At 73.3% G+C, this 21881-nt stretch carries 22 protein-coding genes; 15 read left to right on the forward strand and 7 right to left on the reverse strand.

The annotated features are described in order from the left end of the window. Nucleotides 1–45: 45 nt before the first annotated feature. The 5 genes from Actob_RS08145 (at nucleotide 46) to Actob_RS08165 (ending at nucleotide 5490) form a co-directional block, all read left to right on the forward strand. Nucleotides 46–258: a hypothetical protein gene (locus Actob_RS08145; protein ID WP_189336266.1), complete on the forward strand. Its 213-nt coding sequence runs from the start codon at nucleotides 46–48 to the stop codon at nucleotides 256–258. 28 nt (nucleotides 259–286) lie between these two features. Further along, nucleotides 287–1543: a M48 family metallopeptidase gene (locus Actob_RS08150; RefSeq protein WP_284919450.1), complete on the forward strand. Its 1257-nt coding sequence runs from the start codon at nucleotides 287–289 to the stop codon at nucleotides 1541–1543. Beyond that, a complete protein-coding gene (locus tag Actob_RS08155; protein ID WP_284919451.1) occupies nucleotides 1543–2670 on the forward strand; it encodes a glycosyltransferase family 4 protein in 1128 nt (375 codons plus the stop codon). Before Actob_RS08150 ends, Actob_RS08155 begins: the two co-directional genes overlap by 1 nt. Nucleotides 2671–3002: 332 nt before the next feature. Continuing rightward, the gene (locus tag Actob_RS08160; protein ID WP_284919452.1) at nucleotides 3003–5105 is read left to right on the forward strand and encodes an ABC transporter ATP-binding protein; all 2103 of its coding nucleotides are present in this window, start codon (nucleotides 3003–3005) and stop codon (nucleotides 5103–5105) included. Between the two features lie 46 nt (nucleotides 5106–5151). Continuing rightward, nucleotides 5152–5490: a TlpA family protein disulfide reductase gene (locus Actob_RS08165; protein ID WP_284919453.1), complete on the forward strand. Its 339-nt coding sequence runs from the start codon at nucleotides 5152–5154 to the stop codon at nucleotides 5488–5490. Nucleotides 5491–5872: 382 nt separating this feature from the next. Here Actob_RS08165 and Actob_RS08170 read toward each other — a convergent pair whose 3' ends face one another. Next, entirely contained in the window at nucleotides 5873–7078 is a 1206-nt protein-coding gene (locus Actob_RS08170; protein WP_284919454.1) for an MFS transporter, read from the reverse strand. A gap of 68 nt (nucleotides 7079–7146) precedes the next feature. On the opposite strand from Actob_RS08170, the gene Actob_RS08175 reads away from it, so the two are divergent. Continuing rightward, nucleotides 7147–7650: a MarR family winged helix-turn-helix transcriptional regulator gene (locus Actob_RS08175; RefSeq protein WP_284919455.1), complete on the forward strand. Its 504-nt coding sequence runs from the start codon at nucleotides 7147–7149 to the stop codon at nucleotides 7648–7650. Nucleotides 7651–7821: 171 nt separating this feature from the next. On the opposite strand, the gene Actob_RS08180 is transcribed toward Actob_RS08175, so the two are convergent. Both Actob_RS08180 and Actob_RS08185 read right to left on the reverse strand, forming a co-directional pair. Continuing rightward, complete coding sequence (locus tag Actob_RS08180) at nucleotides 7822–8490, reverse strand: response regulator transcription factor (protein WP_014688640.1); 669 nt, start codon at nucleotides 8488–8490, stop codon at nucleotides 7822–7824. 7 nt (nucleotides 8491–8497) lie between these two features. Then, complete coding sequence (locus Actob_RS08185; protein ID WP_407653580.1) at nucleotides 8498–10177, reverse strand: sensor histidine kinase; 1680 nt, start codon at nucleotides 10175–10177, stop codon at nucleotides 8498–8500. A gap of 91 nt (nucleotides 10178–10268) precedes the next feature. On the opposite strand from Actob_RS08185, the gene Actob_RS08190 reads away from it, so the two are divergent. From Actob_RS08190 to Actob_RS08215, 6 genes are all read left to right on the forward strand, one after another. After that, nucleotides 10269–10721: an SRPBCC family protein gene (locus Actob_RS08190; protein WP_284919456.1), complete on the forward strand. Its 453-nt coding sequence runs from the start codon at nucleotides 10269–10271 to the stop codon at nucleotides 10719–10721. A gap of 137 nt (nucleotides 10722–10858) precedes the next feature. After that, nucleotides 10859–12013 carry a hypothetical protein gene (locus tag Actob_RS08195; RefSeq protein ID WP_284919457.1) on the forward strand — a complete coding sequence of 385 codons (1155 nt, stop codon included), beginning with the start codon at nucleotides 10859–10861 and terminating at the stop codon, nucleotides 12011–12013. A 25-nt stretch (nucleotides 12014–12038) separates the two neighbouring features. Next, nucleotides 12039–12989, forward strand: coding sequence for an ROK family glucokinase (locus tag Actob_RS08200; RefSeq protein ID WP_284919458.1), 951 nt, complete (start codon nucleotides 12039–12041; stop codon nucleotides 12987–12989). Nucleotides 12990–13004: 15 nt separating this feature from the next. Continuing rightward, nucleotides 13005–13682: an endonuclease/exonuclease/phosphatase family protein gene (locus Actob_RS08205; RefSeq protein WP_284919459.1), complete on the forward strand. Its 678-nt coding sequence runs from the start codon at nucleotides 13005–13007 to the stop codon at nucleotides 13680–13682. 25 nt (nucleotides 13683–13707) lie between these two features. Further along, nucleotides 13708–15051: a flavin-containing monooxygenase gene (locus tag Actob_RS08210; protein ID WP_284919460.1), complete on the forward strand. Its 1344-nt coding sequence runs from the start codon at nucleotides 13708–13710 to the stop codon at nucleotides 15049–15051. Next, nucleotides 15048–15653, forward strand: a complete 606-nt coding sequence (locus Actob_RS08215) for an alpha/beta hydrolase (RefSeq protein WP_284919461.1) — start codon at nucleotides 15048–15050, stop codon at nucleotides 15651–15653. Before Actob_RS08210 ends, Actob_RS08215 begins: the two co-directional genes overlap by 4 nt. On the opposite strand, the gene Actob_RS08220 is transcribed toward Actob_RS08215, so the two are convergent. Both Actob_RS08220 and Actob_RS08225 read right to left on the reverse strand, forming a co-directional pair. Next, a complete protein-coding gene (locus Actob_RS08220) occupies nucleotides 15642–17048 on the reverse strand; it encodes an alpha,alpha-trehalose-phosphate synthase (UDP-forming) (RefSeq protein ID WP_284919462.1) in 1407 nt (468 codons plus the stop codon). The two genes, Actob_RS08215 and Actob_RS08220, sit on opposite strands and share 12 nt — an antisense overlap. A gap of 70 nt (nucleotides 17049–17118) precedes the next feature. Beyond that, a complete protein-coding gene (locus Actob_RS08225) occupies nucleotides 17119–17898 on the reverse strand; it encodes a DUF308 domain-containing protein (RefSeq protein WP_284919463.1) in 780 nt (259 codons plus the stop codon). 142 nt (nucleotides 17899–18040) lie between these two features. Between Actob_RS08225 and Actob_RS08230 the strand changes: the two genes are divergently transcribed. After that, nucleotides 18041–18721: a lysophospholipid acyltransferase family protein gene (locus Actob_RS08230; RefSeq protein WP_284919464.1), complete on the forward strand. Its 681-nt coding sequence runs from the start codon at nucleotides 18041–18043 to the stop codon at nucleotides 18719–18721. Between the two features lie 132 nt (nucleotides 18722–18853). Here the strand turns inward: Actob_RS08230 and Actob_RS08235 are convergent, their stop codons facing one another. Next, entirely contained in the window at nucleotides 18854–19528 is a 675-nt protein-coding gene (locus Actob_RS08235) for a Crp/Fnr family transcriptional regulator (RefSeq protein ID WP_221502724.1), read from the reverse strand. 247 nt (nucleotides 19529–19775) lie between these two features. On the opposite strand from Actob_RS08235, the gene Actob_RS08240 reads away from it, so the two are divergent. After that, nucleotides 19776–20630 carry a phosphotransferase enzyme family protein gene (locus Actob_RS08240; RefSeq protein WP_284919465.1) on the forward strand — a complete coding sequence of 285 codons (855 nt, stop codon included), beginning with the start codon at nucleotides 19776–19778 and terminating at the stop codon, nucleotides 20628–20630. 22 nt (nucleotides 20631–20652) lie between these two features. Further along, on the forward strand, nucleotides 20653–21144 hold the full coding sequence (locus tag Actob_RS08245) for a polyadenylate-specific 3'-exoribonuclease AS (RefSeq protein WP_284919466.1): 492 nt from the start codon (nucleotides 20653–20655) through the stop codon (nucleotides 21142–21144). A 62-nt stretch (nucleotides 21145–21206) separates the two neighbouring features. Here the strand turns inward: Actob_RS08245 and Actob_RS08250 are convergent, their stop codons facing one another. Continuing rightward, the gene (locus tag Actob_RS08250) at nucleotides 21207–21875 is read right to left on the reverse strand and encodes a TetR/AcrR family transcriptional regulator (RefSeq protein ID WP_284919467.1); all 669 of its coding nucleotides are present in this window, start codon (nucleotides 21873–21875) and stop codon (nucleotides 21207–21209) included. Nucleotides 21876–21881: the final 6 nt, after the last annotated feature.

Raw genomic sequence — 21881 nt, forward strand, 5'->3', positions numbered from 1 at the left:
ACCGATCCGTCGCGCGGATCGGCCCCTCCCGGTTGAGGAGGGCTAATGATCATCGATTGTGGTCGCTGCGTCGAGCGGACCGACGAGTGCACCGGATGCCTGGTCAGTGTGCTGGAGCAGACACCCGGTGGGATCGCCGACCTGACTCCCGGCGAGCTGCGGGCGATCGAGACGTTCGAGCTGGCCGGCTTCGAGGTGGAGCTGCTGGAGACCCCGGAGCCACCGGCGATCGTCCCGTTCCGCCGCCACGTGGCGTGATCATGACGACGGCCTAGGATCTTTCGTCATGACTCCCCGGTGGTGGGCCCTCGTCGTGTTCGGGGTGCTTCTCGTGGCGCTCGTGCTGTTCGCGGCGCTGACCGTGCCCTGGCATCGCACCCCCGCGCCGCGCGCCGATCAGGTGGCCGCGCTCGGCCAGTTCCCGTCCGAGCAGGTGGCCCGGGCCCGGCAGTTCCGGGCCGAGCTGCGTCCGGGCAGCTACCTGAGCATGGCGCTGGGCCTGCTGGTGGCGCTGCTGCTGGGGCTCACCCCGATCGGCGCCCGGCTGGTCGAGCTGGCCGGCCGGCCGTTCGGCGACCACTGGCTGGCCCGGGCGGTGCTCGGCGGCCTGCTCGTGGTGCTCGCCGGCGAGCTGCTCACCGTGCCGCTCGCGGCCTGGCGGCACACCATCGTGGTGCGTTACGGCATCTCCACCCAGTCCTGGGGCGGCTGGGGCGCCGACCTGGCCAAATCGCTGCTGGTCGGCGCGGTGCTGGGCGGGCTCGCGCTGGCCGGCTTCTTCACCGTCACGCACTTCGCGCCCCGCTGGTGGTGGGCGTTCGGCGCGGCCGGCGCGGCCGGGCTCGTCGTGCTGCTCTCCTTCGTGCTCCCGGTGGTGGTCGAGCCGATCTTCAACAGGTTCACCCCGATGCCGGACGGTCCGCTGCGCACCGAGCTGATCCAGCTCGCCGACCGCGACGGCGTGCCGGTCAAGGACGTGCTGGTCGCCGACGCGTCCCGGCGCACCCGGGCGGTCAACGCCTATGTCTCCGGCCTGGGCCCGACCCGGCGCATCGTCGTCTACGACACCATGCTCACCGAGGCCACCCCCGACGAGGTGGTCTCGGTGGCCGCGCACGAGCTCGGGCACGCCAAGGACGGCGACGTGCTCACTGGGACGCTGCTCGGCGCGCTCGGCGCCGCGCTCGCGGTGATCGCGGTCTACCTGCTCGGCTCCTGGACCGGGCTGCTCCGGCTGGCCGGGGTGGACTCGATCGGCGAGCCGCGGGCGATCGGCCTGCTGCTCGCCGTGGCCGCTGTCGCCGGGCTGGTGGCCGGCCCGGGCCAGGCGTTCGTCTCCCGGCGGATCGAGGCCCGCGCCGACCGGCACGCCCTGGACCTGACCGGCGACCCGCAGACCTTCGAGGCCATGCAGCGCCGCCTCGGCACCGTGAACCTGTCCGATCCTGATCCGCCGACCTGGGAGTTCCTGATGTTCGCCTCGCACCCGTCCACCGTGCAGCGGATGGCCGCGGCCCGCGCGTACGCCCGGGGTGAGCGCTGATGGGGCGCACCCTGCTGGTCACCAATGACTTCCCGCCCCGGCCCGGCGGCATCCAGCAGTTCGTGCACAACCTGGCGGTGCGCCAGCCGGCCGGTTCGGTGGTGGTCTACTCGTCCACCTGGAAGGGCGCTGCCGCGTTCGACGCCGAGCAGCCGTTCGAGGTGGTCCGCGAGGACACCGGCATGCTGCTGCCCACCCCGCGGGTCGCCCGGCGGGCCGCCGAGCTGGCCCGGGCGCACGGCTGCGACAGCGTCCTGTTCGGCGCCGCCGCCCCGCTCGGCCTGCTCGCCCACGGCCTGCGCCGGGACGCCGGGATCACCCGGGCGGTCGGGATCACCCACGGGCACGAGATCGGCTGGGCGGCGCTGCCCGGCGCCCGCGGCCTGCTGCGCCGCATCGCCCGGGGCAACGACGTGATCACGTACCTGGGTGACTACCAGCGCATCCGCCTGGACAAGGCGCTGCACGGCCTGACCGACCTGCGGCGGCTCGCGCCCGGGGTCGACGTGGACACGTTCCACCCCGGCGTCGACGGTTCGGCGGTCCGCGCGCGGCACGGGCTGTCCGGCCGCCCGGTGGTCGTCTGCGTGTCCCGGCTGGTTCCGCGCAAGGGCCAGGACATGTTGATCCGTGCCCTTCCGGAGATCCGCCGCCGCGTCCCGGGTGCCGCGTTGCTGCTGGTCAGTGGTGGCCCGCACCGCAAGACGCTGGCCCGCCTGGCGCGCGAGCACGACGTCGAGTCCGACGTGGTCTTCACCGGCTCGGTCCCGTGGAACGAGCTGCCCGAGCACTACGCGGCCGGCGACGTCTACGCGATGCCGTGCCGCACCCGGGCCGCCGGCCTGGACGTCGAGGGTCTCGGCATCGTCTACCTGGAGGCTTCGGCGACCGGCCTGCCGGTGGTCGGCGGCGACTCCGGCGGCGCCCCGGACGCGGTCCGCGAGGGCGAGACGGGTTACGTGGTCGGTGGCCGCGACGTGCCCGCCATCGCCGCCCGCGTGGCAGAGCTGCTGTCCGATCCTGATCTCGCCAGGACGATGGGCAAGGCGGGCCGCGCCTGGGTCGAGCGGGAGTGGCGCTGGGAGACCCAGGCGGCCCGGCTGCGGCGCCTGCTCGATCCGGCCTGACGGAGGCGTGGCCGTCGCAGCCGGCACCAACCAAGATCAAATGCAAGGGATCGATGACTCGGATCCGCGCTGATCACTGATCGTCGCTCCCGCCAGGGACCCTTGCGGGCCGGGCAGGACGCTGGCGCGTCCCGGACGCCCGGCCCGCAAGGGCGACGTCCGCGGGTGGTCGCGGCGGAAAGACCCAGTAGTAGGGGATTCGCGTGAGTGAGCCGTTCGCTCCGTGGACAGTGGGTGGGCGAGCGGCGTAGGAACGGAACGGAGGGACCCCCGACCGGAGGCCGCCGATGCCGGACGCCAGCCCCGCCCGCCCTGCCGACAACCCCCGACCCGTGCCCGATGCCGCCGGTGATCCCGGCCGGCCCGTCGCGCGCGACGACCCCGCCGCCGATGCCGCCGGTGATCCCGGCCGGCCCGTCGCGCGCGACGACCGCGCCGCCGATGCCGCCGGTGATCCCGGTGGACGGGTCGCGGTCGGTGACGCCGTGTTCGGGGCCGTCGATGATTCCGGTGCGTCCGCCGCGCGCGGCGATGGCGGTGCGGCAGCGGACGGCACCACGATGCTGGAGACCGGGGGCGACGGTGAGCTGGACGTGCCCTACTGGCTGACCAGCACGCAGGAGGCCGCGAACACCGGTTTCCTGCGGATGCTGCGGCGGCTTCCGCACCTGCTCAAGGACGCCTGGCTGCTGGCCTGGCGGGCCGGCCCGGGTACCACGACCGCCGTGCTGGTGCTGCAGGTCGCCGCCGGGGTGGCCGGGGCGCTCGGGCTGATCAGCACGGTCGGCGTGTTCGACGGACTGCTGCAGGCCGGGCCCACGCCGGAACGGGTGCGGGCCGCCGTACCGTCGCTGGTCTTGCTCGTGGTGGCCCTGGCCGTGCGCGGCCTGCTGACGAACGCCGCGACCGCGACCCACGGCCGTCTGTCGCCGGCGGTCTATGAGGCCGCCGAGAACCGCCTGCTCGACCTGACCACCCGGGTCGACCTGGCCACCTTCGACGATCCGGACTGGCGGGACGCCATGGAGCGGGCCCGCGATCGCGGGATCCCGGCCGCGCAGCAGGTGGTCGACTTCGGCATCGAGGTGCTCACCAACCTGGTCGGGCTGGTCGCCGCGGCCGGTGTGCTCGCCGTGCTGCACCCGATCCTGCTGCCGCTGCTGGTGCTGGCGGCGGTGCCGAGCGGCTGGGCGGCGGTCCGCGCGGCCCGGCTCAACTACCGCAGCGAGCTGAAACTGATAGCGGTCTGGCGGCGTCAGCGGATGCTCGCCTACCTCCTGGCGGCCCGGGAACCGGCCGGCGAACTACGTGCCTTCACGGTCCGCCGGTTCCTGCTCGCCGAGGTCGCCCGGCTGCTGCGGATCTCCACCGCCGAGGAGATCCGGGTGGTCACCCGCTCGGTCCGCACCAACCTGTACGGCCAGGCGCTCAGCGGCCTGATCAGCGGACTCGCCTACCTGGTGCTGCTCTGGCTGCTCTCGACCGGCCGGATGGAACTGGCCGTCGGGGGCGCCGCCGCCTACGCCATCAACATCGGCATCGGCAAGCTCCGCGAGCTGGCCTTCTCGGTGAACCGGGTGTACGAGCAGGGCCTCTACTTCGCCGACTTCCAGGGGTTCTGCGCGATGTCGCTGGCGCACGCCGAGCCGTCGCCGGAGCTGCGTGCCCCGGCCGGCTTCGGCGAGATCCGGCTGGACCGGGTGACCTTCCGCTACCCGGACGCCGAGCGGGCGGCGGTCGACGGGATCACCATGACCCTGCGCCGCGGCGAGATCATCGCGCTGGTCGGCGAGAACGGCTCCGGCAAGTCGACGCTGGCCGCCGTGCTGGCCGGGCTGTACCGCCCGCAGCAGGGAACGATCACCTGGGACGGGGTGAACGTCTCCCGGTTTCATCCGGAGTCGCTGCGGGATCGGGTCGCGGTGGTGATGCAGGAGCCGACCCGGTGGCCGCTGTCGGCCCGCGCCAACATCGCGATCGGCCGGCACGACCGTCCGGCGTCGCTGGCCCAGGTGCAGGAGTCGGCCCGGGCCGGGGACGCCCACGAGTTCGTGATGGAGCTGGCCCGTAAGTACGACACCCTGCTGTCCCGGCACTTCACCGACGGCGCGGACCTGTCCGGCGGGCAGTGGCAGCGGCTCGCGGTGAGCCGGGCGTTCCACCGGGACGCGCCGCTGCTGATCTGCGACGAGCCGACGGCGAACCTCGACGCGCGGGCCGAGCACGAGGTCTATCGGCGGCTGCGGGACCTGGCGGCCGGCAGGACGGTGGTGCTGATCACGCACCGGATGGCGAGCGTCCGGGAGGCCGACCGGATCTTCGTGCTGGACCACGGGAGGGTCGTCGAGGAGGGCGACCACGATGAGTTGCTGGCGGCTGACGGGATCTACGCGCAGTTGTTCACGTTGCAGGCCAGCGCCTATCAGTCCGCCTGACCGGGTGCGGTGGTCGGTGCGCGCGGCGGCGGAGCAGACTGGTGGGGTGGTGGATGCGGGGGATGCCGGGCGGCTCGACGGCGCGTTGCTGGAGCGGCTCGGGGTCGAGCCCGGCCGGGTCACGCTGTTGCAGTTCTCCACCGCGTTCTGCGCGCCATGCCGGGCGGTGCGCCGGGTCAGCGCCGAGGTGGCCGGCCTGCTCCCGGCGGTGCGGCACATCGAGGTCGACGCCGAGAGCCACCTCGACGAGGTGCGCGCCCTGCGGATCTCGCGGACGCCGACACTGCTGATCCTCGACGCGGACGGCCGGGTGACCCGCCGCGCCACCGGTGTTCCGACGAAGCCGCACCTGATCGCGGCGCTGGCCGGCCTGCTGGCGGCCTGACCCGGGTTGTCCACAGCGGCGGGTTGTCCACAGGCCGCCGCCGTGATCTCGGGGTTCGGCGGCACACTGGCGGTGGCGGGGGCCCCCGGGAGGGTGGGCCCTCGGCTGGCCTCGGCTGCCCTCGGCTGGCCTCGGCTGGGGGCGTGGGCGAGCCGGGGCGGCCCCGCCGGGAAGCCCCGCGCGCGGGGCCCCGCCCGCGGCTGAGCCGCCGGTCGGATCCGGTGGGCAGCCCTCAACTACGCCGCCGGCGGGGGCACCCACCCCGGACGCCGCTCAAGCAGGCGCCGGCGCGACGTCCGGTTCGGTGGTACGGGTCATCCGGTCAGGCAGGGGCCGGCGCGACATCCGGTTCGGTGGTGCGGGTCATGCGTGCGGGCTGCGGTCAGGCAGGCGCCAGCGCGACGTCCGGTTCGGTGGTGCGGGTCAGCGTGCGGACCCCGGGGATCAGCAGCTGCGCCGCGGACGAGGCGAAGAGGACGACCGCGCACGCGACCATCACCCGGTCGACCCCGAAACGGGCGGAGAGTGGCCCGGCCAGGGCGTTGCCCAGCGGCATCGCCAGGAAGGACGTCAGATAGTCCCAGGAGGCGACGCGGCCGAGCATGGCCTGCGGGACCCGGTCCTGGATGGCGGTCTCCCAGGCCACCGCGAAGAACATCAGGCCGCCGTATCCGATGATGGCGCCGGCGAGGATCGCGGTGAGCACGCCGGGCCGAACGTAGGACAGCGCCCAGAACGGCATGAGCAGCAGGGCCAGCCAGCCGGCCCGGAGCAGCCGGCGGGGCTGGAAGCGCAGGGCCAGCGCCGAGCCGAGCAGGCCGCCGAGGCCCTCGGCGGCCGAGATCCAGCCGAGGGCGTGCGCGCCGCCGAGGCGGTGCATGGCGATCACCTGGACCAGCACCAGGACCATCCCGTTGGCGATGTGGTAGACCGTGGCGCCGAACAGTCCGCCGATCAGCCAGTCACGGCCACGGATCTCCTGCCAGCCGGCGGCCAGTTCGCTGACCATCGAGGTACGGGGACCGCGCTCCGCGCGTACCGAAAGCATGGCGGCGAAGACGCCGGACAACCCGAAGCTGACCGCATTGGCGGCGAAGCCGGCCGGAGCGCCGAAGGCGGCGACGGTGAGGCCGCCGAGCGCCGGCCCGGCCACCCCGCAGGCGGTCTGCAGCATGGTCAGCGTGGCGTTGGCCCGCTGGAGCTGCTGGGCCGGGACGAGCAGCGGCTTGAGCGCGCTCATCGCCGGGGAGAAGAACGCGCCGGCGCCGGCCGAGACGACGGTGAGCGCGCAGAGCAGCGGCAGGTGGTAGCCGCCGCCGGCGAACATCGCCGCGATGCCGGCCGTGGCCAGCAGGCGGACCAGGTCGGAGACGGCCATGACGTGGCGCGGCTGGAGGCGGTCGGCCCAGACGCCGCCGAACAGCGTGCCGGCCAGCATGGTGATCACCGAGGCGGCCATCACCAGCCCGAGGTGACCGGCGCCGCCGCCATGGGTGACCACGGCGACGGCGAGTGCCACGGTCTGGAAGCCGTTGCCGAGCCAGGAGAGGGTCTGGCCGGAGGCGAGCAGGCGGAAGTCGCGAGTCATGCGGCCAAACTAGTTCACCATCTAACTATCAATCAACTAATAATTAGATCCTGTGCGAAACTGGTCGGGTGGAAGACGGTGTGGATCAGCATGTGGCCCGGTGGGCGTCGTTCTGGAAGGACGAGCCGCGGTTCGATCCGGAGGTCGAGGGCGCCCTGGTGCGGATGAAGCACATCGGGCGCTGGATCGAGCGGGCCGACGCGGCGGCGTTCGCGCACAACGCGGAGGACTTCACGCTGCAGGACTACAAGACCCTGCACGTGCTCATGATCCAGCCGTGGCCGACCGAGGCGACCCCGGCGCAGCTGGCCGAGGCGGCGAAGGTGACCCGGGCGGCGATGACCAGCCGGCTCGATCGCCTGGAGGCGGCCGGTCTGGTGACCCGGACGATCGACGCCACCGACCGGCGGCGGGTGCTGATCCGGCCCACGCCGAGGGGCCGGGAGATGTGGGACCGCTACATCTTCGAGGGCATCGCCCGCGATCAGGCGGCCCTGGCGGCCCTCTCGCCGGCCGAGGTGGTGCAGCTCAACGCCCTGCTGCGAAAGGTCCTGCTCGCCCTGGGGGAGTGAGCAGCGTCTCCGCGGGGGACACCTCGCGGACGCGGAGACACCAGGGGGGATCGCCGCGGCGTCGGGAGGCTCGCGGCGTTCTTCGGGGCCATTTTCGGGGTGCCTGGGCTGCGAGGCCTATCGGGGGATTCGTAGGCCGGCAGGCAGAAACGCCGAAAGTGTCGGGATTATTTAGAATTTCGGGGCGTCGGGGGCTTCCAGGAGCCCCAGCCGCAGCGCCGTCATCAGCGCCTGCGCCCGGTTCGCCGCACCCAGTTTCTCGTAGAGCTTCGAGATGTGGGTCTTCGCCGTCGACTCGGAGACGAACAGCTGCTTGGCGATCCCGGCCACGCTCATGCCGTCGGCCAGCAGCCGCAGCACCTGACCCTCGCGCGGGGACAGCTGCGGGCCGGACGGGGCGAGCCGCCGCTTCATCGCCTCGGCCAGGTCGGCCGCGGTGAACGCGCTGGGCGCCGACGCGGCGTGCCGGGCGGCCGCGACGACCTCGTCGGCGGGCGCGGTCTTGGGCACGAACGCGCTGGCCCCGGCCTCGAGGGCGCCGAAGAGCTGGTCGTCGCCGGCGTACATGGTCAGCACCACGATGCCCATGTTGGCGTTGTTCTTCCGGAGGGCTCGGGTGGCCTCCAGGCCGCTGCCGTCGGGCAGCCGCAGATCCATGATCACGACATCCGGCTGCAGCGCGCCGGCCTGACGCACCGCCTCCGCGGCCGTCGCCGCCTCGCCGACGACCTCGAACTGACGGTCGCGCTCGAATGCGTGTCGCAGCCCCTTACGGATCAAGTCGTGATCGTCGACAAGGAGGACCTTGGTGCGCGTCGTCGGCGCAGGACTGGTCGACATGCTCGGGTTACTCCCCTTCTGGAGCGGAAACGCTATCCCGCACGCTATCGCGCCGGGGCGGGGTTCCGAGCACTACGGCGACGGTTGTCCCGCTGGGGTGTCTTGGGGTGATCTTGAGACGGCCCCGGATGCGCTCGGCCCGCTCGGCCATGATGGTCAGACCGTACCGGCCATCAGGTCGATTGTCGGCGAAACCCTTGCCGTCGTCGGAGACTTCGATTTCCGCGTACGGCGGATCCACCGTGCACGTGACCCACAGGTTCGACGCGCCCGCGTGCTTGCGGGCATTGGTGATCGCCTCCTGGGCGATCCGCAGCAGCTCGGCCTCGGTCGCGGCGGGCAGCCGCGCGGTGGACTCGTCGAAGGTGAAGTGCACCCGCAGGCCGGCACTGGTGCCCAGGGTCCGCGCGTACTCGGCGATCGCCGCGGCCAGGCCGCCGTTGCGGTCCACCTCCGAGCGCAGCTCGAACAGGCTCAGCCGCAGCTCGGTGATCACCCGGGTCACCTCGCCGCGCAGGGCGCGCAGCTCCTCGGCGGTCTCCTCGGCGCCCTCCGGCAGGGTGGCCTGGGCGTTGTCGATGCCGTAACCGACCATCACCAGCTCCTGGGCGACGCCGTCGTGGATCTCCCGGGCCAGGCGCTGGCGCTCCTCGTTGGTCGCCAGGGAGCGGACGTCGTCGAAGAGCAACGCGGCCTCCAGGCGCAGCGCGGCCGGGCCGGTCACCTCGGTCACCGACTGCACGACGGCCGGCGGGTACGCCCCCGCGGCGTCCGTCTCCAGGATCACCAGGCCGATCGTGCGGACCCCGGCGACCAGCGGGATCACCAGCGAGGAGACCTCGCCGCCGCGGTGCGTACGGGCCTGCGACCGGCTGGCCACGTGCGGCTGCTGGGTGGCCCAGGCGTCGGCGATCGCCGAGTCCGCGTCGAGGGTGGTCTCCCAGTCGACCCGCTCGGCGCCGGTCTGGGCGAGCACCACGAGCCGGCCGCCGCCGCTGGCCGACAGCACCGCGGCCCGATGGCCGGGGGCGACCGCGCGCAACTCCTCGAGCAGGTGCTCGGAGATGCCGCCCGGGTCCAGGGTGGCGCCCGGCAGCGACCGGGCCACGCTGCGCAGCTGGGTGAGCAGGCGGGTGGCCTCCGCGTACGGCTGGGGGGTGGGCTCGGCGGGCTGCAGGAACTGGCGCATCGCCTCGGCGGCGAACGTCACGATCGCACCGAGCACCAGCCACTGCCCACCGGCCGCCAGGTATCCCGGCTCGGCGAGCACGGCTTTCGGGTCGGCCAGCGCGCCGCCGGCGACCAGGGCCACCGCGGCCACCCCGAGCAGCGCGGCACCCTCGGTCGGCTTGCGGCGCAGCGCCGCGGTGAGCAGCGGCACCGCCAGGTAGGGCAGGATCGCCTCGGCGCCGAAGCCCTGCGCCACGCCGTCGGACGCGCGCGCGATCGAGCCGGCGGCCAGGCCGGTCACGATCACCTCGGCGAACCGGCCGGCCGGGGCCAGGATCGGGTGCCCCCGGAAGAAGAACGCGGGCAGCGCGGCGACCGCCAGCAGGGCGATCCACCCCAGCTGGCGGGGGTCGTTGGTGGCGATCACGGTGAGCACCGCGACCAGCGCGAGCATGATCACGCGCGACGCGGCTTCGAGCGGACGGATGCGCGTGGATCCGCTGGCTAGGGCTGGCACGTCACGGATCGTAGCGGCCCCGGCCGACATCGGCTCGTCGGCGACGGGGCGGTGGCACGCTTTGTCGCATCCAGCGGGTAGCCTCCCGTGCATGGCGGACACCTCGACGCAGTCGATCCAGGTCCATGCGCCGCTGGCCAAGGTCGCCGCGGTCATCTGCGACTTCCCGGCCTATCCGGAGTGGGCCGAGGCGATCAAGCAGGTCACGATCGTCGAGGAGTATGAGGACGGCTACGCCGCCCAGGTGACCTTCCGGATCGACGCCGGCGTGATGGCCGACGAGTACACGCTGGAGTACGCGTACGCCGACGATCTCTCCCGGATCGAGTGGCACCTGGTCGCGCCGTCCAAGACGCAGAAGTCCCAGGAGGGCTCCTACGACCTGGTCGAGGCCGCCGACGGCACCACCACGGTGACCTATTCGCTGGCCGTGGAGCTGGCCATCGGCATGCTCGGGATGTTCCGCCGCAAGGCCGAGAAACTGATCATGGATACGGCGCTCAAGGAGCTCAAGCGCCGGGTGGAGAGCCTGCCCGCGGCCTGACCGCGGCGGCTCGACGCGCTCCGTGGCCGCGCGCCGCGGGGCACTCGACGCGCTGTTCGCGGTCCCGCCGCGAGGCGCTCGACGAGCTTCTGGCACCGGGTGGAGAGCCTGCCCGCAGCGAGCGTGAGGGGGAGCGGATGGCCGGGTCAGCACGCGAGGAGGCCGAGCGGCTCGTCGCCACGATTCTCGCCCGGGCCGCGACGGCCGGGGTCGGTGCCGCGGCGCGAGGCCGCTTCTCGTCGAAGGACTCCTCGCGTACGCACAATGTCGTCTCGGACGCCGCCACGCTGGTGGGCGGCACCGTGGACGGCTTCTTCGGCGCGCTGAACGACGTGGCCCGGGGCGCCGAGGGCGGCGCACGGCCGGGCGGCGGTGGCGGCAGATGGGCCACCGGCAGCCCGGAGTGCTGTGTCTGCCCGGTCTGCAAGGCGATCGCCGCGGCCCGGGATCCCAGCCCGGAGACCGCCTTCAAGATCGCCAGCAGTGCCGGGGACATCGCCACCGGCGCGGCGAGCGTGCTGCGCGGGCTGGCCTCGCTGGCCGGCTCGATGCAGGGCGATCGGGCACGAAAATCACCCGGTGGGGGAGCGGCCCGGCCCGGTGCGGCGCCGGAGGAGACCTGGTCGGCGGCCACCCGGAGCGCCGCCGGCTCGACCACCGCGGCCGCCCCCGAGCAGGCGGGCGGGGCGCCCGGCGCGGATCCGTGGGCGGCCGCGACGGCGGAGAGTGCGCGCGAGGCGGAGCTGGCGCGAGCCCGGGCCAAGGCCGCCGAGGAGGCGGTGGCGCGGGCGGTCGCCGAGGCGCGACGGGTGGCGCGGGGCGTGTCCACCGGCGGGGCCGCGGACGTGCCGGAGCAGGAGGGCGCAGCCGCCGGCGTACCGGCAGGCGGCGGGCGAACCGCGACCGAGGGTGGCGGCCGTGACCAGGGGGAGTCCGCCCCGGCGCCGGAGTCGGCCGCTGAGCCGCCGGCGAGCGGCGGGCCGGAAGCGGCCGGCGGGCCGGAAGCGGCCGGCGGGCCGGAAGCGGCCGCTGAGGCGGTGACGGGCGACGGGTCCGCGGCGGCCGGTGGGTCCCCGGCGGGGAAGAAAGCGGCGAAACGGAACGGGTCGGCGAGGCGAGTTCCGGGTAATCGGGGGAAAGCGGGTTCTGACGTCTGGTCCGTGGTCACCGCGGAGGCCGCCGCACACGACGCGGCCGCGCACCGTAGCGTGGATCATGACCTGGGCGCCTCGGCGCCCGAGGACCGCGACGCGGCTCCGGGCGACGGCGCCCGCGACGGCGACGCGGTGTGAACTTGCTTCAGAGGGGACGGGCAGCGTGACGCTGACCATCGGAATCGACGTCGGCGGTACCAAGGTGGCCGGCGGCGTGGTCGACGAGCTCGGCAACGTGCTGGCGTCGAACCGCCGGCCGACGCCGGCGGAGGACCCGGCCGGCACCCGGGACACGATCGTCGAGGTGGCCGCCGAGCTGGCGGCGCAGTACCCGGAGGCGACAGCGGTCGGGATCGGTGCCGCGGCGTGGATCGACGCGGCCGGTTCGACGGTGCTGTTCGCGCCGAACCTGGCTTGGCGCGACGAGCCGCTGCGGGACTACGTCGCCAAGGCCGTCGGCCTGCCGACCGTGCTGGAGAACGACGCCAACGTCGCGGCCTGGGCGGAGTTCCGGTTCGGGGTGGCCAAGCACGCCGACGACTCGATGGTGATGATCACCGTGGGGACCGGGATCGGCGGCGGCATCGTGCTGGGTGGCAGCCTCTGGCGCGGCTCCAACGGCACCGCCGGCGAGCTGGGCCACATCCAGTCGGTGCCGGACGGGCATCCGTGCGGCTGCGGCCGGCTCGGCTGCCTGGAGCAGTACGCGAGCGGCAACGCCCTGGTCCGGTTCGGCCGGGCCGGCGCCCGGCAGGAGCCGGAGCGCGCCGCCAAGCTGATCGAGCTGGCCGGCGGCGACCCGCTGGCCATCACCGGCCGGCAGATCACCGAGGCGGCCCGGGCCGGCGACGGCGTGGCGATGGACGCGTTCGCCCAGGTCGGCTACTGGCTCGGGGTGGCCCTGGCGGATCTCGCGCAGAGCCTGGACCCGCAGATCCTGGTGATCGGTGGCGGCGTGATCGACGCCGGCCCGCTGCTGATGGGCCCGGCCGAGCGGACCTATCGCGATCAGCTCGCCCAGCGCAACCGCTTCCCGGTCGCCGAGGTGCACGCCGCCCAGATGGGCAACGTGGCCGGCGTGGTCGGCGCGGCGGATCTCGCCCGGCGCGCCTGAGACCTGGTGGTGGGGATGTCCGGGGTGCCGTTGCGGGTGCTCGGCTGGAACGTGCACGGGTTGAAGGACGACCGGGCCGCGCTGGTGAGCCTGATCCGTGAACTGGCCCCGGACGTCCTCGTGCTGCAGGAGGCCCCGCGCCGGTTCCGCTGGCGGCACCGCAGCGCCGCGCTGGCCGGCGAGTGCGGGCTGGTGGTGGCGGCCGGTGGGCTGCCCGCCCTGGGCAACCTGCTGCTGGTCAGCCTGCGGGTGGCGGTCGGCGAGACCTGGTGCCTGCGCTACCCGCTGACCCCGGGCCGGCATCTGCGCGGCGCGTTCTTCGCCCGCTGCCGGGTGCGCGGCGCGGCGTTCACCGTCTCCGGCTCGCACCTGGCCACCGATCCGGCCGAGCGCCCGGCCCAGGCGATGCACTGGAAAACCGAGCTGGCGGCCCTGACCGGCCCGGTGATCGCGTCCGCCGACCTGAACGAGGGCCCGGGCGGCGGCGCCTGGCGCACCGTCGAGGACGGCCTGCTGACCACCAAGGACGACGAGCCGACCTTCCCGGCCACCGCGCCCAGCCGGCGCATCGACGGGATCTTCGTCAGTCCGGACGTGCAGATCGAGCGATACGAGATCATCGCGACCGATCGGGCACGTGTCGCGAGTGACCATCTTCCGGTCCTCGCGGACCTTCTACTCCCTTCCGGCTGAGACCCACGTCTGGCAGGATCGCCGGGTGCACGACTCCCCGGACCCGGGCGACCGCCGCGACGCCGTCTGCGTCGTGGGTGCCGGCGCCAGCGGCCTCGCCGCCGTCAAGAACCTGCGTGAGCTCGGCTTCCAGGTGGACTGCTACGAGCGGGAGACCGCCGTCGGCGGCGCCTGGAACTGGCGGCACGACCGCAGCCCGATGTATGCCGGCACCCACCTGATCTCGTCCCGGCCGCTCACCGAGTTCCCCGACTTCCCGATGCCGGACAGCTGGCCCGACTATCCGCACCACAGCCAGGTGCTCAGCTACCTGGAGCGGTACTCCGCGCACTTCGGCCTGGGTGAGCACATCTGGTTCGGGATGGAGGTGGTCTCGGCGGTGCCGCTCGAGGCCGGCGGCTGGGAGGTGACCACCCGGTCCATCGGTGGCGGTTCGTCCCGCACGTCGCGGTACGCCGCGCTGGTGGTGGCCAACGGGCACAACTGGGATCCGCGGCGGCCGTCGATCCCCGGGGAGTTCCGGGGACGGGTGCTGCACGCCTCGGCGTACAAGGACCCGTCGTTGCTGCGCGGCCGCAAGGTCCTGGTGATCGGCGGCGGCAACACCGGCTGCGACATCGCCGTGGAGGCCGCCCAGCAGGCCGGCCAGGTGTGGCATTCGACCCGGCGCGGTTACTGGTACGCCCCCAAGTACCTCCTCGGCCGCCCCGCCGACCAGGTCAACGACCGGCTGCTGCGGTGGCGGCTGCCGCTGCCGGCGCGGCAGTGGCTGTATCGCCGGGCGGTGCGGCTGACCACCGGCGACCTGACCCGGTTCGGGCTGCCGGAACCGGACCACCAGCCGTACGAGAGTCACCCGATCGTCAACAGCCAGCTGCCGTACTACCTGGGCCACGGCCGGATCACGCCGGTGCCGGACGTGACGTCGTTCGACGGGCCGGAGGTCGAACTGGCCGACGGCCGGCGGATCGAGCCGGACCTGGTGATCACCGCTACCGGTTACCGCCCGCGCTTCGAGTTCCTCGACCCCGGGCTGCTCGACGCCGACGAGCACGGCCGCCCCGACCTGCACCTGCACACCTTCGCCCGGAAGAACCCGACGCTCGCGGTGATCGGCCTGGTGCAGCCGGACGCCGGGGTGTTCCCGCTGGCCCACTGGCAGAGCGTGGCGGCCGCGCGCTGGCTGCGGCTGCGCCAGACCGACCCGGCCCGGGCCGCCGAGGTGCAGCGCACCGAGTCGGCCAAGCCGCTCGCCTCCTGGTCGCGGCGCCGGGTGGTGAAGACCGAGCGGCACTGGTTCGAGGTGGACCACGTCGACTACCTCCGCTCGCTGGAAAGCCTGCTCAACGAGATGGAGCCGGTCGCGTGACCGCTTTTGATCTGCTGCGGTTCAGGGACTGGACCGATCCGGTGCCGCCCGCCGCGCGGGAGGTCGTGTCGTTGCCGCCGGACGAGGAGCGGGGCCGGCCGCCGGTGCTGTTCGTGCCGGGCCACCGGCACGGCGCCGCGGTCTTCGCCGAGCACTGGCTGCCGCGGACGGCCGGGCGCGGCTTCCCGGCGCACGCGCTCACCCCGCGCCCCGGTGGCGACCTGCGCGCGCGGGCGCACGACGTGGTGCAGACCGCCGCCGGGCTGCCCCGCCAGACGGTGCTGGTCGGGCACGGGACCGGCGCGGCGGCCGTGGCCCAGGCGCTGGGCCGCTACCCGGCCCGGGCGGCGGTGCTGGTGGCACCGGTGCTCGGCGGCTGGCGCCGGACCGTCCCGCCGCGCCCGGTCGGCGCGCCGCCGGTGCTGGTGGTGGGCAGCCCGGACGACCGGGTGGTGGCCGGCAAGGCGCTGGACCGGGCGGCCGCCGGGTACGGCGAGGCGCCGCTGATGTTCCCCGGCATGGGCCACGACATGATGCTGGAGGACAGCTGGGCCGAGCCGATCGACGCGATCCTGGACTGGCTGGAGAAACTAGTTCGGTAGTCGCTGGGCCAGCCTGCCGGTGTGGTCCAGCGCGGTCAGGTAGGCCCGCGCCCACGCGTAGATGTCGTGCTCGGCCAGGTGCCGCCGCATCGCGCCCATCCGGGCCCGCAGGTCGGCCGGGTCCGCCTCCAGCGCCCGCAGCAGGGTCTGCTTGAGCCCGTCCAGGTCGTGCGGGTTCACCAGGAACGCCGTGGACAGCTCGGCGGCCGCCCCGGCGAACTCGCTGAGCACCAGGGCGCCCGACCCGTCCCCGCGGGCCGCCACGAACTCCTTGGCGACCAGGTTCATGCCGTCCCGCAGCGGGGTCACCACCATCACGTCGGCGGCCCGGTAGAGCGCTGCCAGCTGCGCCCGGTCGAACGGCTGGTTCAGGTAGTGGATGGCCGGCTCGCCGACCCGGCCGTACTCGCCGTTGATCCGGCCGACCTCGCCCTCGATCCGGTCCCGCAGGTCGCGGTAGCTCTCCACCCGTTCCCGGCTGGGCACCGCCACCTGCACCAGCACGGTGTCCCGCACCTTCACGTCGCCGTCCCGCAGCAGCTCCCGGTACGCCGTCAGCCGGTGCTCGATCCCCTTCGTGTAGTCCAGCCGGTCCACGCTGAGCAGCACCCGTTTCGACTCGCCCAGGTCGTGCCGCAGCTGGCCGGCGTGCGCCACCACGTCCGGCCGGGTGGCCAGCGCGGACATCTCGGACACGTCGATGGAGACCGGGAACGCCCCGGTCCGCACGGTCCGGGGGCCGACGTGGATGGCGTGGTCGGCGGCCTCGGCGCCGAGCAGTTTGCGCGCCAGCTGGGCCAGGTTGTGCGCGGCCTGCTCACGCTGGAAGCCGACCAGGTCCGCGCCGAGCATCCCGTGCAGCAGTTCGACCCGGCGGGGCAGCTGCATGAACAGCTCGGGCGGCGGGAACGGGATGTGCATGAAGAAGCCGATCAGCAGGTCCGGCCGCAGCTCCCGGAGCATCCGCGGCAGCAGCTGGAGGTGGTAGTCCTGCACCCAGACCGCGGCGTGCCGGCCGGCCACCTCGGCGGCGGCCTCGGCGAACCGCTGGTTGACCGCCCGGTAGGTGTCCCACCACTCGCGCTGGAAGACCGGCTGCTGCACGGCGTCGTGGTACAGCGGCCAGAGCGTGGAGTTGGCGAATCCCTCGTAGTAGCCGCGCTGCTCGTCGGCGGTCAGCGCGACCGGCCGTAACCGCACGCTGCCGACGTTCGGTAACCGGGGTCCGGGACCGCCGCCCCAGCCCACCCAGGTGGCCGGTGCCTGCTGGAGGATGGTGTGCAGAGCGCCGGTGAGCCCACCCGGGCTGCGCCGCCACTCGCAGGCGCCGTCCGGCGCGGCGTTGTCATCGAGCGGCAGACGGTTGGCGACGACCACGAGCGAACGACGAGGCATCACCGTAGGTTACCGGCAGAACACCGATGTTTGTCGATGCGGCAGCAGTGCGGAACGCGATGTGACCGGTTCAGACCACGGCGCCGTCGTCGAACTCGTCGTCGTCGTCGCCCGAGCGCAGCCGCCACACCAGTGTCGCCGCGCCGCCGACGATCGCCGCGAAGCCGAAGACCATCACGACCGTCGAGTCGATCGGGCGAATCAGGCTGGGGAACAGGAACAGCACGAAGCCGAAGATCACCCCGAGGACGCCGGCCACGGCGTACTTCGAGATGTGCGGCAGCGGTGGGGGAGGCGGCGGGACGTAGCGCTCCTCCTCGTCGTCGTCCTCTTTCGCCTCGGGGTAGTCGAAGGGGTCGACGATCGGGTGGAAGACCAGCTCGGCCGGCTTGTCGGTGCGCCGCCTGGCGGGCGGGGGATCGGGCTGCTCCGGCCGGCTGGTGCCCTCGGCCTCCGGCCACGGCGCCGTCTCGGGGTCGACGGTGGTGTGGAAGCCGGCGATGATCTTGTCCCACTCGGCGTCCACCTCGGCCTGCGGCCGCGGCTGCGGCTGCGGCGCGGCGGGCGGCGTGGCCGGCTGACCGCCGGTCACCTGGTGGAGATGCTCGCGCGCGGTCTCCAGATGCGTCCGGTCCACGTAGAGCCGATCGATCGGCCGGGCCGGCAGGGTGGTCGCCCGCAGGATCGGGTTGAGATCCGCCGTGGGTTGCAGATAGGCCGCGATGCCGCCGGCCGCGAGCACGTCGAGAAGGTGCTCACCGACGCGTGGATCCACGTCGCCCGCGACCGCGTAGTCGGACGCGTCGAGCCCGTTGTCCCGCCGCCCGCGACGGGCACCGCCCGCTGTCACCGATGCACACCCCCCTCGCCGACCGTGCCTTGAATGGTGACACGGCATGCGCCTGTTGCGGGAGTGCGTTGTGGCGTGCCGCCCCCGCTTCGTACCCTTCTTGCGCCCCGGGACGCCGGCGGCATCCGCTGAAAGGACGGCAGTGTTCTACTGGCTGCTCAAGTTGGTGGTCCTCGGACCCTTGCTGAAGCTCGTCTTCCGCCCCAAGGTCGAGGGCCTGGCGAACGTGCCACGGTCCGGCCCGGTGATCCTGGCCTGCAACCATCTCTCGTTCTCCGACTCGATCTTCACTCCATTGGTGATGAAGCGGAAAGTGACCTTCGTCGCCAAAGCTGAATACTTCACCGGCAAGGGGATCAAGGGCTGGTTCTCGCGGATGTTCTTCGTCGGCGCCGGGACCATCCCGGTGGACCGTTCGGGTGGTGAGGCCGCCCAGGCGGCGCTGAACACCCTGCTGCGGGTGCTGCGCGAGGGCAACGTCGCCGGCATCTATCCGGAGGGCACCCGTTCGCCGGACGGGCGGCTCTACCGCGGCAAGACCGGGGTGGCCCGGCTGGCCCTGGAGAGCGGCGCCGTCGTCGTCCCGGTGGCCCTGCTGAACACCGATGAGATCCAGCCGACCGGCCGGCTGATCCCCACCGTGAAGCGGGTCCGGATGCGGATCGGCAAGCCGCTCGACTTCTCCCGGTACGCCGACTCGCGCGGCGACCGGTTCGTCGAGCGGGCCATCACCGACGAGATCATGTTCGAGCTGATGGCCCTCTCCGGCCGCGAGTACGTCGACGTCTACGCCGCGAAGCTCAAAGAGGTCCAGCCCGCCTGACGGGTCCGCCCGGGTCGGTCGCCGCCGCTTTCCGGTACGCCCGGAGCACTGTCCCGTGGCCGGTCCGCGCCCCCTCGCGCGGGACCGCCACGGGACGCTCGAGGCGTACCGGAAAGCGGGTTTGATCCTGGGTCAGTTCATGCCGGCGCGGCGTTTGAGCGCCTGCACGTCGGTGACCACGATCCGGCGGCCCTCGGTGCGCAGCCAGCCGCGGTTGGCGAACGAGCCGATCGCCTGGTTCACGCTCTGCCGCGAGCCACCGGCCATCTCGGCCAGCTGGCTCTGGTTCAGCTCGATGGTGATCATCGGCGCCTGGCTCTCCCCGGAGAGGCGCACCAGGGTCTTGGCGACCCGCCCGGGCAGGTCCAGGAAGACATGATCCGCGTTCTGCTCGGTGAGCCGGCGGATCAGCCCCCCGACCGATCGCATCACCGCGTCCAGGATGCGCGGATTGGAGTGCACCAGGTCCATGAAGGCGGCCCGGGACAGCGACAGCGCCTGGGAGTCCTCGATGGCCTCGGCCGAGGCGCTGCGGGTGGACGCGTCCAGCAGCGACACCTCGCCCAGCACGTCCGGTGGTCGGACCACGGTGAGCACGGCGCGCTCACCGGTCGGCGCGGTGCGGAAGACCGCCACCGCGCCTCGTTTCATGATGATCAGGGAATCCCCCGGGTCGTGCTCGACGAAGAGGATCTGTCCTTTCCGGTAGTGACGCGGAACCGCTGTGGCGATGACCCGCTGTCGGACATCCGGCTCCAGCCCGGCGAACATCTCCACGCCGGTAAGCGCGTCGCCGGAATCCGGCATGCGATGGTCCACGGCGTTATCCCTCCCCCAGGGGGACCGCGTCGACCCCGGCCGGCGTCGGCCCCACGACGCGAACGATCACTCTTAGCACACAGCACGCTTCGAACGCCATTTCTACACCGGACATCGACACATGCCTTGTCAGATCATGTCCCTTCCGTCGCTTTCTGTAAACACCCCATCGCCTTCTGTGATTGTCGCCCAGGGTGTCCGTCGGATTTGACTGGTGTGCCGCGATAATCCCGCGGTGCCGGAAGACGACATCGTGCGCACCGCTCTGCGGGAGCAGTGGCACCTCGCCCCGACCGAGATCACCGAGCTCCCGATGGCGGTGATGTCCCGCGGCTGGGAGGTCGCCGCCGGGCCGGACCGCTACGTGGCCCGGCTCGCCGAGCACGCGGCGCGGCTGCCGGTGGAGGCCGGGCTGGCCGCCGCGGTGCACCTGCGGGGCGTACGGATCGAGGCCGGTGAGCCGGTCCGCACCCTGGGCGGCGCGCTCACCGTGGAGACCCCGCACGGCGCGCTCGCCGTGCTGCGCCGGGTGCCCGGCCGCCACCTGGACGGCGCCGACCCGGTCGACCAGCAGTGGTGGGGCGAGCGGCTGGGCGCCGTGCACCGGGCGCTGGAAGGGTTCCGGCATCCCGGGCTGCGGCCCTGGCAGCCGGTCGACCCGGAAGCCGCGCACCTGGACGCGGAGCCCTGGCTGCGGGGCGCGGTGGCGGCGGCGGTCACCGCGGCGACCCGGCTCACGGTGACCGACCGGCTGACGTACGGGGTGCTGCACGGCGACCCGGCCCCGGAGACGTTCGTGCTGGACGCCTCGACCGGGCGGTCCGGGCTGCTGCACTGCGGCGCGTGCGGCACCGGCCCGCTGGTCTACGACGTGGCCGCCGCCGTCGTCTACGCCGGTGGCCCGGAGCGGGCGGCCGAGCTGCTCGACGGATACCGCTCGGCCGGCCCGGTGGCGGCCGACGAACTGGAGGTCGCGCTGCCGGTGCTGCTGCGGCTGCGCTGGGCGGTGCTGGCCGATCGATCGGCGCGGGTGGCCTGCGCGGCCGGGCTGGCGGCGGCGCGGGAGGCCCTGGAGTCCATGCCCGGATGACGATGGGCGAGGATGTACCGCGATGGTCTACCGCTATTTCTACGACTGTGAGTTCATCGAGGACGGCCGGCTCGTCGACCTGGTCTCGATCGGTGTCGTCGACGAGTTCGGCCGCGAGTTCTACGCGGTCAGCACCGAGTTCGACGACAGTCGCGCCGTGCCCTGGGTGCGCCGCAACGTGCTGGACAAGCTTCCATCGCCGGCCGACAAGGCGTGGCGCAGCCGGGAGCGGATCCGTGACGACCTCTACGAGTTCCTGATGGAGCCGCTGCGCGGGCGCGGCGAGCAGATGGAGCTCTGGGCGTGGTACGCGGCCTACGACCACGTGGCGCTGGCCCAGCTGTGGGGGGCGATGCCGGCCCTGCCGAGGGAGATCCCCCGGTTCACCAAGGACCTGCGCCAGCGCTGGGACGATCTCGGGCGGCCGGCGCTGCCGGAGATGGCCGGGCGGCATGACGCGCTCGTCGACGCCCGGCACAACCTGGCCCGCTGGCAGCGGATGACCGGGTCGTAGGGCATCGCTGACGCCCGCCCCGAGCGGGTCCTGGGCTTTCGGCGCCCGCCTCGAGCGGGCCCTCAGGCCTTCTTGGCGCGTGCCTCGATCGGGGGCACGCAGTCCTGCACGACCGCCTCGACGTCGGCCTGGGTCATCGCCGGGCCGAGGTCGCCGTTGTCCGGCCGGGCCCGCAGCCCATCGATGATCAGCTCCAGGAACCGGCGGTAGATCTCCGGCCGGCAGCCGCTGCTGTGCTGGGCCAGATCGGTCACCGTCGCCATGATCACCGGCAGGTCGTGCAGCCCCACGTCGGCCCGCAGCGTGCCCTCGGCGTGCGCCCGGTCGATCAGCTCCTGGATCAGCGGCACCAGGTGATCGCCGACCTTGGCGAAGTGCCGCTTGTCGACGCCGACGCAGAGCGCCGCGTCGCGCAGCCCGCGGTCGACGGCGTGCATCTCGATCGACCGGCGCAGCATCATGGTCAGCCCGTCCCAGCCGGAGGGCAGCGCCAGCGCGTCCTCGGCGAGCGAGACCAGATCCTCCAGCCGGTCCGCGAAGAGCGCCTCGATCAGCGCCTCCTTGGTGGGGAACCGGCGATAGACGGTGCCCACGCCGACCCCCGCGTGCTGCGCCACGTCATCCAGGGTCGCGGCGAACCCGCGGGCCGCGAAGACGTCGTGCGCGGCGTGCAGGATGCGCTCCCGGTTGCGCTGCGCGTCACGGCGCAGCGGGCGAGCGGTCTCGGTCATGTGGCC

The organism is Actinoplanes oblitus (genome assembly GCF_030252345.1).
GTDB classification, from domain to species: domain Bacteria; phylum Actinomycetota; class Actinomycetes; order Mycobacteriales; family Micromonosporaceae; genus Actinoplanes; species Actinoplanes oblitus.